Annotated in this window: 12 protein-coding genes and 1 pseudogene; 10 read left to right on the top strand and 3 right to left on the bottom strand. The window is 69.0% G+C overall.

All coding sequences use genetic code 11. The features are described from left to right. From G6021_RS02335 to G6021_RS02375, 7 genes are all read left to right on the top strand, one after another. Window positions 1–2,332, top strand: a 2,332-nt coding sequence (locus G6021_RS02335) for an SbcC/MukB-like Walker B domain-containing protein (RefSeq protein WP_182640588.1), incomplete at its 5' end; no start/stop codon positions are given. Further along, window positions 2,332–3,495 (top strand): Wadjet anti-phage system protein JetD domain-containing protein, encoded by a 1,164-nt coding sequence (locus tag G6021_RS02340; protein ID WP_182640589.1) that lies wholly within the window; start codon window positions 2,332–2,334, stop codon window positions 3,493–3,495. The genes G6021_RS02335 and G6021_RS02340, both read left to right, overlap by 1 nt. A gap of 114 nt (window positions 3,496–3,609) precedes the next feature. Beyond that, a complete protein-coding gene (locus G6021_RS02345) occupies window positions 3,610–3,912 on the top strand; it encodes a nucleotidyltransferase domain-containing protein (RefSeq protein WP_182640590.1) in 303 nt (100 codons plus the stop codon). A 1,099-nt stretch (window positions 3,913–5,011) separates the two neighbouring features. Continuing rightward, complete coding sequence (locus tag G6021_RS02355; protein ID WP_347238902.1) at window positions 5,012–6,310, top strand: ATP-grasp domain-containing protein; 1,299 nt, start codon at window positions 5,012–5,014, stop codon at window positions 6,308–6,310. A 78-nt stretch (window positions 6,311–6,388) separates the two neighbouring features. After that, window positions 6,389–8,377, top strand: a complete 1,989-nt coding sequence (locus tag G6021_RS02360) for a hypothetical protein (RefSeq protein ID WP_182640592.1) — start codon at window positions 6,389–6,391, stop codon at window positions 8,375–8,377. A 249-nt stretch (window positions 8,378–8,626) separates the two neighbouring features. Next, entirely contained in the window at window positions 8,627–8,953 is a 327-nt protein-coding gene (locus G6021_RS02365; protein ID WP_182610914.1) for a hypothetical protein, read from the top strand. A gap of 540 nt (window positions 8,954–9,493) precedes the next feature. Then, window positions 9,494–11,002, top strand: a complete 1,509-nt coding sequence (locus G6021_RS02375; protein WP_182615702.1) for a DHA2 family efflux MFS transporter permease subunit — start codon at window positions 9,494–9,496, stop codon at window positions 11,000–11,002. Between the two features lie 96 nt (window positions 11,003–11,098). Here G6021_RS02375 and G6021_RS17055 read toward each other — a convergent pair. Further along, a pseudogene (locus G6021_RS17055) lies at window positions 11,099–11,812 on the bottom strand (AAA family ATPase); the annotation flags it as partial. A 138-nt stretch (window positions 11,813–11,950) separates the two neighbouring features. Here G6021_RS17055 and G6021_RS02385 point away from each other — a divergent pair. Next, complete coding sequence (locus tag G6021_RS02385; RefSeq protein ID WP_182640594.1) at window positions 11,951–13,150, top strand: sterol desaturase family protein; 1,200 nt, start codon at window positions 11,951–11,953, stop codon at window positions 13,148–13,150. Between the two features lie 106 nt (window positions 13,151–13,256). On the opposite strand, the gene G6021_RS02390 is transcribed toward G6021_RS02385, so the two are convergent. Then, window positions 13,257–13,589, bottom strand: a complete 333-nt coding sequence (locus G6021_RS02390) for a VOC family protein (RefSeq protein WP_182640595.1) — start codon at window positions 13,587–13,589, stop codon at window positions 13,257–13,259. Between the two features lie 144 nt (window positions 13,590–13,733). On the opposite strand from G6021_RS02390, the gene G6021_RS02395 reads away from it, so the two are divergent. Then, the gene (locus tag G6021_RS02395; RefSeq protein WP_179525730.1) at window positions 13,734–13,874 is read left to right on the top strand and encodes a hypothetical protein; all 141 of its coding nucleotides are present in this window, start codon (window positions 13,734–13,736) and stop codon (window positions 13,872–13,874) included. Window positions 13,875–13,961: 87 nt separating this feature from the next. Further along, the gene (locus tag G6021_RS02400) at window positions 13,962–16,079 is read left to right on the top strand and encodes an NAD(P)/FAD-dependent oxidoreductase (protein ID WP_347238903.1); all 2,118 of its coding nucleotides are present in this window, start codon (window positions 13,962–13,964) and stop codon (window positions 16,077–16,079) included. A gap of 53 nt (window positions 16,080–16,132) precedes the next feature. Here the strand turns inward: G6021_RS02400 and G6021_RS02405 are convergent. After that, the coding region (locus G6021_RS02405; protein ID WP_182640596.1) for an alpha/beta hydrolase at window positions 16,133–16,975 on the bottom strand (843 nt) is incomplete at its 5' end.

Below are 16,975 nucleotides of genomic sequence, written 5' to 3' on the forward strand. Positions count from 1 at the left end.
TGGTAGCCGCATCGGCGAGCTGGAACGCGCAGCCCGCGACGCGGGCGCGCAGGCCGAGGAGCGGAGAACAAGGCGAGAGCGGTTCGAGGACGCCGTCGCGAGGGCCGGCCTCGACCCGGTCGGCGACGCCGCCGGATTCGCGGACCTCGCCGTCCAGGTCGGTCGGGCGCAGGCAGAGATCGAGACGCAGATCGCCGAGCTCAAGGAGCGGTACGACGCGCTGGTCCTCGGGCACGGTGAGGAGAAAGCGCAGCTCCGCGAGGTGCAGGAAGAGCTGGACAGCCTCGCGACCCGCCGCAGCAACCTGCCGACCGAACAACTCCAGGTGCGGTCCGCCCTCTGCGCGGAACTCGGAGTGTCGGAAGAGGAGCTCCCGTTCGCCGGCGAGCTTTTGGACGTGTCCGAAGAGCACGCGCAGTGGCGGGGAGCCGCCGAGCGGGTGCTGCGCGGATTCGCGGTCTCGCTGCTGGTGCCACAGCGGTACTACGCGGATGTCGCCGAATGGGTCAACGCCCGCCGGCTGACCGCCCGGCGCTCCGACGGTCGCGAGATGGGGGTCCGCCTGACCTACGAGCGGGTTCCGGAGCGCCACCTGCCCTTGCAGCGCCCCCATTCCGACGGACTGCTGCTCGCCGACACGGTGGAGATCGCCGACACACCGCTGCGCGGGTACCTGAGCAAGGAGTTGTTCGCCCGGGCGGACCATCTCTGCGCCACCACGGTGGAGGAGTTCCGGCACGCCGAGCGGGCGGTGACTCGCGAGGGCCAGGTGCGGTCCAGAAACCATCACGTCAAGGACGACCGGCGGTCCGCGGCCGATCCCCGCGGCTGGGTGCTGGGCTGGCGCAACGAGCAGAAGATCGCCGCACTGCAGGAGCGGCGCGGCGACCTCACCCGATCAGTGGAGCGGCTCGCCGCCCAACTCGAATCGGTGTCGCGGGAGCAGAACGAGGTGGGGGAGCGGCGCACCGCACTTTCGCGGGTGGCGGACTATCCCTCGTGGCGCGATCTCGACTGGGAGGACGCCCGATCGCGGGCGGACGCCGCCGATGCCGAGCGCCGTCGCCTGCTCGAGGGCAGTAGTGAACTGGCCGAGATCGACAGACGCGTGGCGGAGGTCGACACACGAGTGAACGAGCTCAGCCAGACCAAGGACACTCTCGGCGAGGCGAAGGGCAGTGGAGAAAGCCGCATCGCCCAGGAGAGCAGTCAGATCGACCGCGACCGGCGCAGCCTCGACGAGCTGACGGCGGACATCCGCGCAGCAGCGGCGGACATCTACCCCAGACTCCGGACACGACAGGGCCGCGCGGGGTCGACGACCGCGGATCAAGCCGAACTCCACGAACGACGACTGTCCGACGAAATCGACAAGGAGACCGGCCAGACCCAGCGCGAACTCAACGGCTACACCACCAGTCTGCAGCAGGGTATGGCGGAGATCCGGCGACGCTGGCCGGAGCAGACCACCGAGATGGACGCCTCGGTCGACGCGCGCGGGGAGTACATCCGCTTCCACGCGCAGGTGGCCCAGGACGATCTGCCGCGCTTCATCGCGGAGTTCGAGGAGCAGCTCAAGAAGAACGCCATCCGCGAACTCGCCGGCTTCCACAACTGGCTGCAGCGCCAGGCCGACGATATCCAACAGAAGATCGAGAAGATCAACGAGGCTCTCGGTGCGATCGACTTCAATCCCGGACGCTACGTGCGCCTGGATCGGGAGAACACGGTCAACCAGGATGTGCGGGAGTTCCGATCCGACCTGCGAGCGGTCACCGACGACACCCTCGGCGGCGACGACCGCTACTCCGAGCAGCGGTACCAGGAGGTGCGGGCGATCCTCGAGCGACTCCGCGGCCGGGAGGGCCACAGCGAGACCGACAAGACGTGGCGGGCGCGAGTCACGGACGTGCGCAACTGGTACACCTTCTCCGCCTCGGAGCGCGACCGCGAGACCGACGAGGAGTGGGAGCACTACCGCGATTCGGACGGCAAATCGGGCGGCCAGAAAGAGAAGCTCGCCTACACCATCCTCGCGGCGTCGCTGGCGTACCAGTTCGGCCTGGAGTGGGGCGCGGAGAAGGCCCGTGACTTCCGCTTCGCCGTGATCGACGAGGCGTTCGGCCGCGGCTCCGACGCCTCCACCCGGTACGCCCTCGAACTGTTCGCCAAGCTCGGCATCCAGCTGCTGATCGTCACGCCCCTGCAGAAAGTGCACGTGATCGCACCGTACGTGCGCTCCATCGGGTATGTGGACAATGTCGAGGGCAGGAATTCGAGGCTCGTCATGATGTCCACAGAGGAGTACCACCGCCAGCGCGGCGGAGAGTGATGGTCGCCGGCGCGCGGAAGTGGGCCACGCCGGAGGCGGTCCGCGAGAAAGTGCACAGGCGGTGGGTCGACGGCACCCTTCTCCGTGCTTTCGCCCGCGGGGAGGCGCTCATTCCACTCGAGGTCCCACTGGGAGGTCCGAGAACGTCTGAGCTCGGTGAGCGCTTCGGCGAGGTGCAGGAGTGGATGGCCGCCCTCGAGGCCGGCAGTCGCGACGGCAGCCGATACACGCTGCGGTACACGGCGGTAGGCGGCCGGAAATTCGGACGCAATCAGATTCCCACGCACGCTCTGGTGACCCGGTTCGACCAGGCATGGGCACTGCTCGGAGTCCGGGCACAGGTCACCATCTTCGAACAGATGCTGGCAGCGGCCCCGGATGCTCCGGTGCGGGACTGGGTGCTCGCCAGACCCGTCGCGGCGCTCGACCATGCGCAGGTGTGGCCGCAGATCCTCGCGGCGTACCGCTGGCTCGATGACTCCCGCGGGTCGGGCAGGTACCTGCGGCAGATCGATGCCCCGGGAGTGGACACCAAGGTCGTCGAGAGTCATCGGACAGTTCTCGCAGGGCTCCTCGGAGTCTCACGCAACGCCACTTCGTTTCTCCACGACCTTGGCCTGCGCACCAAGCCCGAGTACGTCCGGTTCCGCATGGCGGGCAGCGTCGCGCCGATGTCGGTCACCGAACTGTCCGTGCGACCGGAGGAACTCGACGGACTTGGCATGTCCTTCACCACGGCCGTGATCGTGGAGAACGAGATCACCTACCTCACGCTGCCCGTCCCGGACGACGGAGTGCTGATCTGGGGGAAGGGATTCGACGTGGCCCGCCTCGGCCGCTGGGACGCGCTTCGAGTGGCCGACGTGCACTACTGGGGCGACCTCGACACACACGGCTTCGCCATCCTCCACCGGCTGCGCACGCACCTTCCGCGGGTGCGGTCTTTCCTCATGGACCTCGAGACCCTCAACACACACCCTCAGCGATGGGGACAGGAGTCCTCACCCACCAGCGCGACACTCGATCAACTAACGGCGGCGGAGGCGGCGGTCTACGACGACCTGGTCTCCGACCGCTTCGCCGAGCGCGTCAGACTTGAGCAAGAGCGGATCGACTGGGCCTGGGTTCTGGACCGGTTGCCCTACCGGACAGGTGGCACATGAACGCCACTCGATCGTGCGCACACCTGGTCGAAAGCCCGACACCTCGTCGTCACTTCCCCCGCCGCCGGTCGGTTGGAAGCGTCCCGGTATCCGAGGTGCCGGTAGCCTGAAGCTATGGGTGTCGCTGCCACGAACGCCACGTACGACCTGCCGGAAGAGCAGGCTGTGCTCGACGTGCTGCGTTCTTTCGGTGTACGGCGGGCTCGGCTGTTTGGAAGCGCGGCCCGCCGCGAGTTGACGGCCACGAGCGACATCGACCTGCTCGTCGAGATGGACGGCCCGGTCGACTACGGGGCGATATTCCGGCTGTCCGAGGCTCTGGAGAGGGTCGCGGGCCGACCATTCGACGTCCTCACATCGATCAAAGTGCCGTTCCGGCCGTTCGTCGAGCCCGAACTGGTCGAGCTCGCGTTATGAAATCCCCGATCCCGTACCTCGACATGGCGGTCGCCGCAGCTACGAGGGCGGCCGGTTACGCCCCTGCGTCTGAGGTCGAGTTTCTCGCCTCGCCGATGGCTCAGGACGCGATCTGCATGCGGCTGCAAGAGGTGGGGGAGAACCTCTCCAAAAGCCGTCGGCACTGTCCGGACTTCTACTCAGCTCACCAGTCCGAGGGTTGGCATCGCCTGATCGGCCTGCGCAACGTGATCTCACTCGGCTACGCCGAAGTTGACATGCGCGTTGTGTGGACGATCATGCGATGCGCATCTGGGTCCCCTAGCCGAGGAGCTGAAGGCTCTGTTGGCCACGTCGTGACCCCGGGTCGCCGTAATGCCCCGCACGCGGTCGTTCCGCGCCCCGGTCAGGATTGATACGAAAGCCGAGTGATCCGCCAGGCTTACGAGAGTCGCCACCTCGTCGTCGTCATCTAGGACTTTGTTTCGGGAGTCCACATCTCGCCCGCTCGACCACCCATTTGAACGGCCTACGACACGCCCCTCCGGACGGCGAGCGTGGCGGCGAGGGTGGCTCGGCGGCTGGGGTGCAACAGTCTGTGGATGGGGAAGAATCGGTCTCATTTGTCAGGCCGGGACCACCGATGTGGATCGGATTGACCGGTCTCGTCAGCGCGACCGCCGATTGGGCCGTTGCTCAGATCGAGACAGAAGCGGCGCAGCGTCTCTCGCGCCTACTCGGCACCGCGCTCGGCCCGGACAACGCGTCGCGGCTGTGGCGCCGCACAGAACCAGTCCCGGTCGGGGTAGTCGTCCCAGTCAGGGGTGTCTTCCGTGCCGTGATCCGTGGTCCGCGAGCCGGTGATCCAGAACAGGAAGTGCGTCACAGTCAACGGCGTGATGACGAATAGCGCACCCCAGCCCGTCGCCGCCACCTGTACCCAGCCGTCCCACCGCGGAGGTAGTTCGGGCGGCGCGGGCGCTGTGACGAGAACATCCCCGGTGTTCGCCGCTGCGGGCGCTCAGGATGGGGGACCGGGTTCTGCCAGCACAACCCTCCGGGCTCTTGGGTAGGTTGGGTGGTCCACCCGCCCGCGCCCCAACCCAGGAGGCAATTGAGCGTGCAGATTTCCACAGCAGAATCGACCACCTCCGACGCGGACAAGAGTTCGCTCGCGACACAGGACCCCAACGAGAAGCGGCGCAACCCCGACAAGGGCTATGTGGCACTGCTCGGCTGGGCGCCCAACGCGGTCGACGCCGTGGACCGGTTCGACCGCCGCTACGTCGTGGTGGCCCCGGACTGGGCCGAGGACTACTGCCGCCAGCACAGCATCCCGTTCGTCCCGTGGAACTTTGAGCGGCTCAACGACCGGTCCATGGAGATCGCCGAGACCCTCAAGGACATGGGTGTCGACGTGGCGATCCCGCTGTTCGAGGAGACCGTCGAGTGGGCGGGCGCCATCAACTCCATGCTCATGGACAACCCCACCCTGTACGGCCAGTCGCTGCTGCTGCGGGACAAGGCGCTGATGAAGCGCCGCGCCCAGCTCGGCGGGATCCGCGTGGGGATCTTCGAGGAGGCCCACGAGCGCGACGACGTGATCCGCTTTCTCAAGCGCGTCAACCAGACACTTCTCAAGCTCGACGGCGACCCCAACGACCCGATCCACCTCAAGGCCTTCGACAAGGCCGGCTGCCTGGGCCACCGGGTCATCCGCACCCCGGACGAGGTCGACACGATTCCCGACGAGGAGTTCCCCGTCCTTATGGAGTCCCACCTGGACGGCTGGGAATTCGCCGTGGAGGCCTGGGTGCACAACGGCAAGATCGTCTTCCTCAACATCTCCGAGTACGTCACGCTCGGCTACTCGGTGTTCGTGCCGGCCTCGCCGGAACTCGAGAAGTACCGGCCGGAGATCACGCGGCAGATCGAGAAGCTCATCAAGACCTTCGACATCAAGTTCGGGTTCGTGCACCCCGAGTACTTCGTCACCAGCGACGGCGAGATGTACTTCGGCGAGGTGGCCTACCGCCCGCCGGGGTTCAAGGTCTTCGAACTGCTCGAGCGGGCCTACGGCTTCAACGCCTACCAGGGCCTGGTGCTGGCGTTCGACCCCAAGACCACCGAGGAGGAGATCACCGCCTTCTTCCCGCGCGAGGTGGTCGACGCCACCGGTCACGCTGGCTGCTTTGGCGTCTACCCGCGGCGCCGGGTGGTCTCCACGCTCGAGATCCCCGAGGAGACCGAGGACCACGAGTACTTCGAGTCCCACGAGCTCACCGCACCCGTAGAGGAGACCGTCACCAAGCGGACCGCCTTCGGCACCCACTGGGGCCTGGTCTACTTCTTCGGCGACGACGCCTACGAGATGCGGACCCTCCTGGCGCGCCAGGAGGAGCTCGACTTCTACGTGTGACGGGCCATTCGCTGCGACGACGTGGGTACGGTACCGGGGGCGGGCACCCTCGCCCGGAGATCTGGAGAGTGAACCCAAGTGGCTAACGATGCGCCCGACGTGACGCGAGTACTCGACAAGCGGGTGGCCTCGCTCGTCGACGCGACCAGGGCCCTCGCCGACGCCGGGCACGTCGGCAAGTCCACGCCGAAGCGGCGCGTGCTCGACGGCCTGCGCCTGGTCCTGCTCCAGGACGGCGGCGCCCGGGCCGTGCAGTCGATGGCCCAGGAGCTCGAGTCCGCCGGACTGTACGAGGGGACGGACTGGGCGTCGCCGAGCTCGCTGGTCCCGGCCCTGAGCGCCGGGTCGCTCCGCAGCCCCAACGCGGACACGGCCGTGATGGAGATCGTCAGCGACCTCCGCCTGGTCGCGGTGGCCAAGGGGGAGTACCCGCACCCCGATGTGTCGGCGGAGGAGGCGTTCCAGCATCTCAAGGAGGTGCTGGCCACCAACGCCTCGCTGTTGTTCACCGCGGCCACCGAGGCGGAGCGGGTGCAGCAGGGCCGGATGGCCAAGGTGACCCGCACGTCCCTGGCACACATCGCCGGGGAGATCGGGTTCGACAGCGTCCTGGACCAGCTGGTCGAGGAGATCTGGCGGATCCTGCGCCAACGCCCGATCCAGGTCGATCACATCAAGCAGACCATCACCCAGATCGCCATCGCGCGCCACGACCCCGAGGTGGACACCAGCACCGGTGGGTTCGGCGTCGACCGACTGATCAGCAGCATCTTCGGCACCACCGAGGCGAGCCGGGAAGACCCCGGGGTGGACATCTACCGCTCCCGCCTGGAGTCGATGGACGAGGGGGCCCTGCAGTACGAGGCCGCCGGCTTCGCGCGGTCGATGCACGACACGGGACTGGTCTCGGCGTACCACCCCGTCCTGCTGCGGTTCCTGCGCGAGAAGGGCAGCTTCCTGCTCAGCGAGGCGCTCGGCTTGTCGAGCACCGGCCGCGAGAGCCTGTTGTGCTTCCACGGCCTCGTCGACGCGCTGATCGACGCGGCTGTCCACCCCGAGACCGCGCAGTCGGTCTACGGACTGGCTCTGTTGCTCGAGCGCGGGATCCTGTTCCAGCCGGCCGTCGCGCCCGCACTGTGGCGGCTGTTGGCCCTGCCCCTGTCGGACTACGCGAACGAGCGCCTGGCGCTGGCCTACGGCCCGGAGCATCCGGGGAGGATCTGGCTGCTGTCCGGGACGCTGTCCATGCTGGGCCAGCCTCTGGGCGTGGGGCAGGGCGACAACCCGACCTGCCAGTCCGCCCGCGCGCTGTCCATGTGGGCGTACAACGACCCCGACTACCTGCTGCAGACCATCGCCTGGGCGGCGCGGGACAACGAGGTGGTCATGCACTTCGAGGGGAGCCCCCTGTCCTCCCGCGGCCTCGATGCGGGCCTTGCGGAGACGCTCCCCGTCGACCTGGACCCAGTCTCGCTGCTCGTGGTGCCGCACCTGGACCGGATCTACGCCGAGATGGGCCGGCTCTGCGCCGACCGCGAAGGCGACCCCCACCGCTGGGTGAACCCCGAGTTCCACGGCTGGTGGGCCGCGCGGGGATTCCGCATCAACGTGGACGTGGAGTCCGGCAGGCTGACCGGGCTCGAGGACTTCCTGCGGCACTTCTACGGCAGCTACCACCCGTTCCACAACGGCAACCAGCCGCTGATCCACCCTCAGCCCGCCGGCGTGGCCGTGACCGACAGCTCCGCGCGGTTCGTGGGCTGGCACGCCATCACGATCCTGCGGGTGGCGCTGGATCCGGACGAGACCATGCGCGTCTACTTCTTCAACCCCAACAACGACAGTGGCCAGGACTGGGGCAACGGGGTGGTGGTGAGCACCGCCGGCCACGGGGAACGCTTCGGCGAGTCGTCGCTGCCGTTCGAGGAGTTCGCCTCGCGGCTCTACATCTTCCACTTCGACACCCTCGAGCCCGGCGAGACCGGGTCGGTGACGGCGGAGGAGATCGCCCGGGTGACCGACCTGATCCGCTTGAGCTGGGGCGCGGATCGGCTGCCGGAGCTCTGAGCCAGCCTCGGCTCTGACGCGAGCCCCCTGGCGTCGGCCCTCTCTTCGCGAGCCCCCCGCGACGTGTGCGGCGTCTTCAGTCCATTCCGGGCGCGCGAGTCGCGGGAGGGCGTGCACTCGGAATGCGTACTTAAGAGAGGCAGAGGATCTGCGCGGCTGAGGGCGGCTGTGGCCCATCGGTAATGATTAGAGTCAAGCCGAAGGTAAGAGAGCAAGTTCCTGCGTCCTAATTTGTGATACGTTTTCGGAGTGAAGGTCGTGATCTACGCCTCCGCGCGCCGACACGGCATCACAGACGCGGAGATCAGGGCCGTCCTCGAGCATCCGATCGTTCGATATCGACTAGCTCCACGCACGGGGCCTCAGGCGAAGTTGCTTCGTATGGTCGGAGACCCGGACGGCGGAGCTCTGATTGAGGTCGTGGTCGACCGGGTGGGCGGAGAGGAGCTACACGTGTTTCACGCGATGCTTCTGACCGCGGCAGTGGCGCGCGAAGTGCTCGAGGCCACCGGAGGGAACCTTGACTTGTCCGACGGCGTCAGCCGTAGTCAGAGGACGCAGCGGGAGAAACGATGAGCGAGACAGGTGATCGTGAAGCGCATTATGCGCGTCTCGCGGACGCCGTAGAGGCTGGCGAGTACGACGTGATCGATTCCCCGGCGGAAGTCCGCCCGGACTACCGTCACGGTCGGCCCCGGCGAGGGGATGCGGTCGAGGAGACCCGTCCGCTCGCTGTTCGACTCACTGAGTCCGATCGGCGCCGTCTGGCCGACTATGCCGACCGGACAGGGCAGCCGATGAGCGCCGTCATCCGGGCGGCCATCGATGAGTACCTCGGTAGGCACCCGGCCGCCTAGCGTGCTGCCGGAGATCTAAACCCGACGCGCCGCCCGCGGCGTACTCCGGCAGGGTGCGCGTCTCCACTTCGCCACGTCGGGCGGTGCCGATCCCGGTCATGCGTCGATTGTGCCCCACCGGCCCGCCCGCTCCAGTAATGGTGGTCACATCAGCAAGCCTGTCGAAGATCCTGCAGTACAGTGCGATGGTTCCCGTGCGCGCCGTCAGGCCTCGCCGGGCTTCCCACTTTGTTTCGCCCCGTAATGCCTAAGGATTCCCGTGACGACTGAGTCATCCGCCGCTGCCTTCTCTCCAGCCCAGCCCGACCCCGCCCTCGGCTCCGCGCCACTGCCCGCCGCCACCAAGCGGCTAATCGCGCTGCTCGTGGCCGCGGCGTTCGTGGTGATCCTCAACGAGACCATCATGTCGGTCGCGATCCCCGAGCTGATGGGGGAGTTCGCCGTCACCGCCGCCACCGCGCAGTGGCTCACCACGGCGTTCATGCTCACCATGGCCGTGGTCATCCCGTTCACCGGGTGGATGCTCATGCGGTTGCCGCTGCGGACGGTGTTCATCATCGCCATGACCACCTTCACCCTCGGCACCCTGCTGGCCTCGCTGGCGCCGGTGTTCCCGATCCTGGTCGCCGGCCGGGTGGTGCAGGCCGTGGGCACCGCGATCATGATCCCGCTGCTCATGACCACCGTGCTCAACGTGGTGCCCGCGGACCGTCGCGGCCGCACCATGGGCGTCATCTCCATCGTGATCGCCGTGGCCCCGGCCATCGGCCCGACCGTCGGCGGCCTGGTGCTCGACGTGCTGAGCTGGCGCTGGATGTTCTGGTGCGTCCTGCCCATCGGTGTGCTCGCGCTGGTGGCCGGCGCCACGCTGATCCGCAACGTCACCGCCACCCGCGCGATCCCGCTCGACATCTTCTCCGGCGTCCTCTCGGCCGTCGGCTTCGCTGGCCTGATCTTCGGCCTGAGCTCCTTCGGTGAGGCCGCCAACGACAACGCGCTGGTGTCCCCGTGGGTGCCCGTGCTCGTGGGCGTGGCCGCGCTGTCGGTGTTCGTGTGGCGTCAGCTCGCGCTGAAGGACTACGCGCTTCTCGACGTGCGGGCCTTCACCTTCCGCACCTTCACCGTCAGCCTCTCGCTGATGCTGCTGTCCATGATGGCGCTGTTCGGCACCCTGATCCTGCTGCCGCTGTACATGCAGCAGGTCCTGGGCACCACCACCCTCGAGTCCGGCCTGGCGCTGCTGCCCGGCGGTCTGCTCATGGGCGTGCTCGGCTGGTTCGTGGGTCGGCTCTTCGACCGCATCGGCCCGCGCCCGCTGATCATCCCGGGCTCGATCCTGGCCGCCGCCGGCCTGTGGGGCATGTACGTCTCATTCTCCGCCGAGTCGTCGCTGGCGATCGTGGTGGTGTGGCACATGATCCTCAGCGTGGGCCTGGCGCTGCTGTTCTCGCCGCTGCTCACCTCGGCGCTCGGCTCGCTCCCGCCGCACCTGTACTCGCACGGCTCCGCGCTGCTCAACACGCTGCAGCAGGTCGCCGCGGCCGCCGGCACCGCCCTGTTCATCACGGTGATGACGCTGGGCATCGTGGCCGGGGCCGAGTCCGGTGAGGGTGACGTGGCCGCGCAGATGACCGGCGTCCACAACGCGCTGCTGGTGGGCGCGATCATCTCGCTGATCACCGTGGTGGGCGCGTGGTTCGTCCGCAACACCGCGCAGACCGAGGGGCCTGCGGTGGCGCCGATGGCCGAGGAGCCGGTCGCTTCGTAACCGTCCGGGCACCTCGGCAGCACCAGCCCGGGCGCCCCGGCCGGTCGACACCCTCGGCGGCGTCGAGTGCCCTATCGCGCGAGCACCATGAGCGCACTCCGTGTGCAGCAGGTACGCCGCCCGGTGCAGCGCGACGACCGTCTTGCCCGTCCCCGGGCCGCCGTCCACCACGAGTGCGCCCGAGGAGTCGGCGCGGATGATCGCGTCCTGGTCGGCCTGGATGGTGGCCAGCACGTCGTGCATCCGGCCGGTCCTCACCCGGCCGAGGCTCGCGACGAACGCCGATTGGTCGTCCGGGGCGGTGCGGGTGCCCACCTCGTCGTCGTCGTCAAGAACCTCGTCCCAGTAGTCGACGACGCGCCCGCCCGACCACCTGTACCTCCGCCGGTACGCCACGCCCATCGGCCGGGGGAGCGTCGCGGCGAAGAACGGCTCGGCGGCCGGCGAGCGCCAGTCCACCAGCAGGGGGGTGCCGGTCGGGTCGATCAGCCCGATGCGGCCCACGTAGACCGGATCGGCGCCCCCGGTGAAGGCGACGTGCCCGATGCACAGGTCCAACCCGAAGGGCCGCAGGGTGGTGAGTTCGGCGACGAGGCGGCGGATGTCCGCATCGCGGTCGATGGTCTGGGCGCCGGTACCGGCCGGGTCGCGGCGACGGGCGCCCAGGCGGGCCGACAGGTCGGCGACCCGCTGCGCGAGGCAGTCCGCGATCGCCGAGAACTGCTGTTCGTCGGCGGCGATCAGGGCCGGATCGGCCTTGCTCCGAAGGTGGTCGGGGAGAGCGAAAATGCTGGTCGGCAGGGGTGGCATCGCGCTAGTGTGCGCCCCCACCGGGGTCTTGCGGCAAGACCCCCCACCGGCTATATCTTGAAAGGGGCACAGGGAACGTCGGCCCGACCCGAGGCTCCCGCCCTCGCGCCACAGTGACCCACGTCATATCCTCAGAGCGTGAAGGTTGATCTGACGGTCCTGGCCATCCCCGGTTTCATCGCGGCGATGGCGGCCGAATACGCATGGCAGTCCCGCAATCCGGCGGAAGGGGAGCGGGCCGGCGGCTACGAGTTCGCCGACACCATGGCCAGCCTGTCGATGGGCGTGGGCAGTCTGGTGTCTCCGTACGTGGCGGACACGCTGCTCGCCCCCGTCACCCCGCGCACCGGCCGGTACGCCAAGGCGCTGATGGGCCTGTCCCTCGCGGCGGCGGCCGCAGCGACGGTGGGAGACGTGGTGCGGCGCACCCGGACCACCGGTCTGCTCAGGGCGGGCGCGTTGCCGTCGAGGGTGTCGTCATCCCTTTCGAGTCGAGCACCCCTGTCAAGCCAACCGCCCCTGTCAGGCCGGGCGAAGGGGAACGACGACGACGAGGTCCTCACCTCCGACCCGGATCCCGTCCCCGGGACCGCCCAGGTGCCGCCCGCGCTGCGACGCATCACCGGAGGGTCGGCGGTGACGTCGCTCGCCTCGGCGGTGGTGACGGTCTCGACGTTGTGGAGTGCGCAGACGGCCGGCAAGAGGCTCTTCCGCCTCTCCCCGCTTGATCTGGGCACGGGTCCGCTCGCCTACGCGGTGGCGATCCTGGGGTGGGACTTCATCTACTACTGGAACCACCGCTTCGATCACGAGAGCCGCTGGCTGTGGGCCATGCACGTGGTGCACCACTCCAGCGAGCGCTACAACCTCTCCACCGCACTGCGGCAGCCGGTGGCCGAGGCGCTGACGATCTACGTGCCGTACGGGCTGCTCTCGCTGCTGGGCGTGCGGCCGGCGCTCGTGCAGGACGCCCGCGCGATCAACCTGATCTACCAGTTCTGGGTCCACACCGAGGTGATCCGGTCGATCGGGCCGTTCGAGCGGGTCTTCAACTCACCCGCCCACCACCGAGTGCACCACGGCAGCAACCGCGAGTACCTGGACCGGAATCACGGCAGCATCCTCATCCTGTGGGACCGCCTGTTCGGCACCTTCGAGCCCGAGGGGCAGAAGGTCGTCTACGGGCTGACCACCAACATCGATACGTTCAACCCGGCGCGGATCGCCTCGCACGAGTGGATCGCGATCGCCCGAGACGTGTTCCGATCCGAGACCTGGAAGGACCGGGTCGGCTACCTGGTGCGCGGGCCGGGGTGGGCCGGGGCGCGGCGGGCGTGACGCCGCTGACCTGGGGTGCCCTGCACGGGCGGTCCAGGGCATCGCAGGTCAGCGAGCGGTCAGCCTAGCCCGCCACCAGGAACCAGGTTCCCAGTGCGCCCAAGGGTCACTGCCCGGTGATGACGACCCGGTTCCCGTCCGGATCGCTCAGCAGGAGGATCCGTGCGCCGCCACCCGGGACCGGGCCATCGTGGGCGATGCCGCTCGCGGTCAGCCGGGCCGCGGCGGCGTCGAGGTCGGTCTCGTCGAGGACGACGGTCGAGTGGCCTGCGCGCTCGGGCTCGGACCACACCTGTAGTCCGAAGGTGTCGCCCGGGTGCCATTCGATGAGGCCGGGCATGGGCCGCAGGTCGGGGGCGCGATCGAACAACAGGGAGTACCACTGCTCGGCGCGGGCGATATCGCTGACAGTGCACTGGGCGAGGATGCGACGGATCATGAGGCGCTCTTCCGACGGTGGAGTGCGCTCACCGTAACAACTCGCGTCCCGTGCCAGCGTGAAGGCCGCTGCAGCGTAACGGGTCACCGGTAGGGTTCGATCCCCAAGTAAGGCACCGCACCCGTATCGGTAAGGAGCGACATCGTGTTTCCCTCTGGCTCGATCGAGAATCCGCTGCGCTATCTCTTCGGCCCCGGGCCGGGTGAGGCGTCCTGTCTGGCCCTGACGCCCGAGTGCATGGGCCTGCTGCCGTATCTCGCCGCCCGGTTCGGCATGGGCTCCTGACGCACTGCGTCACGAGCGCGTCGCCCCGCCCGGCGATAACTAGAACCTGTTCTTGACACCCGTCAACCCCCGCGTATTCTCCTCAGGGTGACCACCCTCACCTCCTTCCCTCGTCTCCTGTCGCCCGGGCGTATCGGCCCCATGTCCACGGCCAACCGCATCGTCCTGCCGGCCATGGACATGAACGTCTCGGAGGACGGTGAGATCGAACAGCGGGAGATCGACCACTACGTCGCCCGCGCCGCCGGCGGTGCCGGGCTGATCATCACCGGCGCGTGCGCGGTCGCCTTCCCGCACGGCGCGGCGTCAATGAAGGAACCGGGGCTCTCGGACGACAGGTTCCTCCCCGGGCTCACGGCCCTGGCGGACGCCGTCCACGCCGCGGGGTCGAAGCTGTGCGTCCAGTCCACCCACCACGGCAAGGTCGCGCGGGTGGACATCGCGAACGACCGCCCGGTGATCGCGCCCAACAAGCCGGACTACGACTACGACTACTCCGCGCTGGCCGACAGCACCCCCGACGAGCTCGGCAGGATGGGCGCGGCCACCGGTGGCAAGAAGACGGTCTACCGGGAAATGACCGGCGAGGACATCGCCTGGCTCATCTCCACCTGGGCAGATGCCGCCGACCGTGTCGCCCGGGCCGGAGCGGACGCGATCGAGATCCACGTGGCGCACGGCTACATCCTCGGGGTGTTCCTCAACCGACGAGACAATCAGCGCACCGACGCCTACGGCGGGTCGCTCACCAACCGGGCGCGACTCGCGTGCGAGGTCATCGCCGCGGTCAAGGAGCGGGTGGGGGACACGCTCGCGGTGCTGGTGCGGGTGGCCGGCGAGGAGTACGGCCAGGACGGCGGGCTGACGCTCGAGGAGGCGATAGAGGCGTCACGCAGGTTCGAGCGCGCGGGCGCCGACGCCATCCACGTGACCGGCTGGGGCCGCAACCCCTTCGACAACTTCACCGACGGCCCCCTGCCGGACACCGTCGGCGCGTACCTGGACAACGCGGCCGCCATCAAGCAGGCGGTGTCGGTGCCGGTGATCGCCGTGGGCCGCATGCTGCCGGAGGTCGCGGAAAAGGCGATCGACGACGACAAGGTGGACTTCGCCGCCATGGGCCGGCAGTTGCTCGCCGATCCGGAGCTGCCCAACAAACTGGCCGCCGGCACACCCGAGCTGGTGCGCCCGTGCATCAACTGCTACCTCTGTGTGGCCGAGAACTTCTTCGACGACACCCCCTTCTGTGCGGTCAACCCGGCGTTGGGCAACGAGACGCTGCTTCCGCTCACGCCCGCGCCGGCCCGCACCCACGTCGTGGTGGTGGGCGCGGGTCCGGCCGGACTGGAGGCCGCCCGCGTGCTGACCGAACGCGGGCACCGCGTGACCGTGGTGGACAAGTCCGACCGACTCGGCGGCACGATGTGGTTCTCCAGCCTCACGACTCCGGACAACGAGCCCCTCATCCGCTGGTTCGCCGCCGAGATCGACCGCCTGGGCATCGAGGTCCGCCTGAACACCGAGGCCACGCCGGACTCCCTCCGCGCCCTGCAGCCCGACTGGGTGGTGGTGGCCACCGGGGCCGTGCGGCCGGCGCCGCAGATCCCGGGCGGGGATCTACCTCACGTGCACACCGGCGACTCCCTGCGCGCCACCATGCTGGGCACGGCCACCGCCGACGAGGCCGGGCTGGCACTGCGGGTGATCGGCAGGCTCGGCCGCCTGTCGGGCATCACCAAGCGACCAGCGTGGATTCGTTGCCTGACCAGGATCGCGCTCCCGATGGACAAGGACGTGGTGGTGATCGGCGGTTCGCTGGTCGGACTGGAACTGGCCGAGTTCTTGGCCGAGCGCGGTCGGCGCGTGACCCTGCTGCACGACGGTCAGCAGCTCGGACTGCCCCTGGCCATGCCGCGCCGGTGGACCGCCGTCCGCCACGCGCGCGAGCACGGGGCGGCGATCCACCGCCGCGTCACGGTCACCCGGATCACCGACTCCGACGTGCAGTGGACCGACCGCAAGGGCGCCGCCTCCTCGGCTCCGGCCGACATGGTGATCTACGCCGACGGCACCACGGCCTCCGCACCCCTGGCCGACCAGCTGCGCGACGCCGGCGTCGAGGTGGAGGTGATCGGCGACGCCGGAGAGGTGGGCTACATCCACGGCGCGATCCACTCGGCATGGAAGGTCGCGACGGTCGGGTGAGCACGGTCGGGTGACATCGCGTCGCGACGGTGGGGTGAGACGGCGAACCGCGGTTACCCGCCCAGCACCCGCCGCAGGAACCCCACGGTGATCTCCCCGGCCCGCCGGCTCTCCGGGGTCAGGGCGTCGAGCACCGGGAAGGCGTGCACGGCCGTGTGCCAGCGGTGCGTCTCGACGGTCCGGCCGGCGGCGTGGAGTCGCTCGGTCAGCGCGAGTGCGGCGGTCTCCACCAGCTCGCCCGCGGCCAGGGTGATCAGTGTGGGCGGGAACACGGCGGGGTCGCACTCGACCATCGACCTGCTGCCGGGCAGCTCGTACGGACGACTGGACCAGAACCGCTGCGCGCGCCGAAGGGTGCTGGCCGGCTGGTAGGCGTCCCGGGTGAACCACGAGCCGTCGCTCAGCTCCGCGTCGAGGTCGAACAGCGGCGAGTACCCGACCAGGGCGGCGGGAGGCCGGACGCCGTCGCGGGCCGCCAGCTCGCACAGCTTGGCCGCCAGGAAGCCGCCGGCGGAATCCCCGGCCACCACGATCCGATGCTCCGCCGGCAACTGGGCGGACAGCGCGCGATAGGCGCAGTAGACGTCGTCCACCACGGCAGCGATGTCGACCTCCGGCAGCTTCCGGTACCTCACCGAGTGCACGGGAGCGCCGAGGCCCGTCGCCAGGCTGCCGCACAAGCGGCTGTGGGTGCTGGGTCCGCAGAAGACAAAGGCGCCTCCATGGAGGTAGAGCACGACCACCTCCGCCATCGCGTCCGGGCCGGCGGCCTCTGGTGCGCCTGTGGCCGACCCGGGAGCGATCGGGGCGATCGTCAGCGCCGGAACGCCGCCCAACGTGGTGGGCTCCACGCGCACGCCGGCCGGGTGCGGGAGCCGGGTGAACCCGCGCTCCAC

Source organism: Dietzia sp. CW19 (assembly GCF_014145265.1).
GTDB classification, from domain to species: Bacteria; Actinomycetota; Actinomycetes; order Mycobacteriales; family Mycobacteriaceae; genus Dietzia; species Dietzia natronolimnaea.

What these genes read in the sequence shown, in the direction of transcription:
- G6021_RS02340 (WP_182640589.1), top strand. Translation starts at nt 2,332, where the DNA reads ATGGTCGCCGGCGCGCGGAAGTGGGCCACGCCGGAGGCGGTCCGCGAG.
- G6021_RS02345 (WP_182640590.1), top strand. Translation starts at nt 3,610, where the DNA reads ATGGGTGTCGCTGCCACGAACGCCACGTACGACCTGCCGGAAGAGCAG.
- G6021_RS02390 (WP_182640595.1), bottom strand. Translation starts at nt 13,589, where the DNA reads ATGATCCGTCGCATCCTCGCCCAGTGCACTGTCAGCGATATCGCCCGC.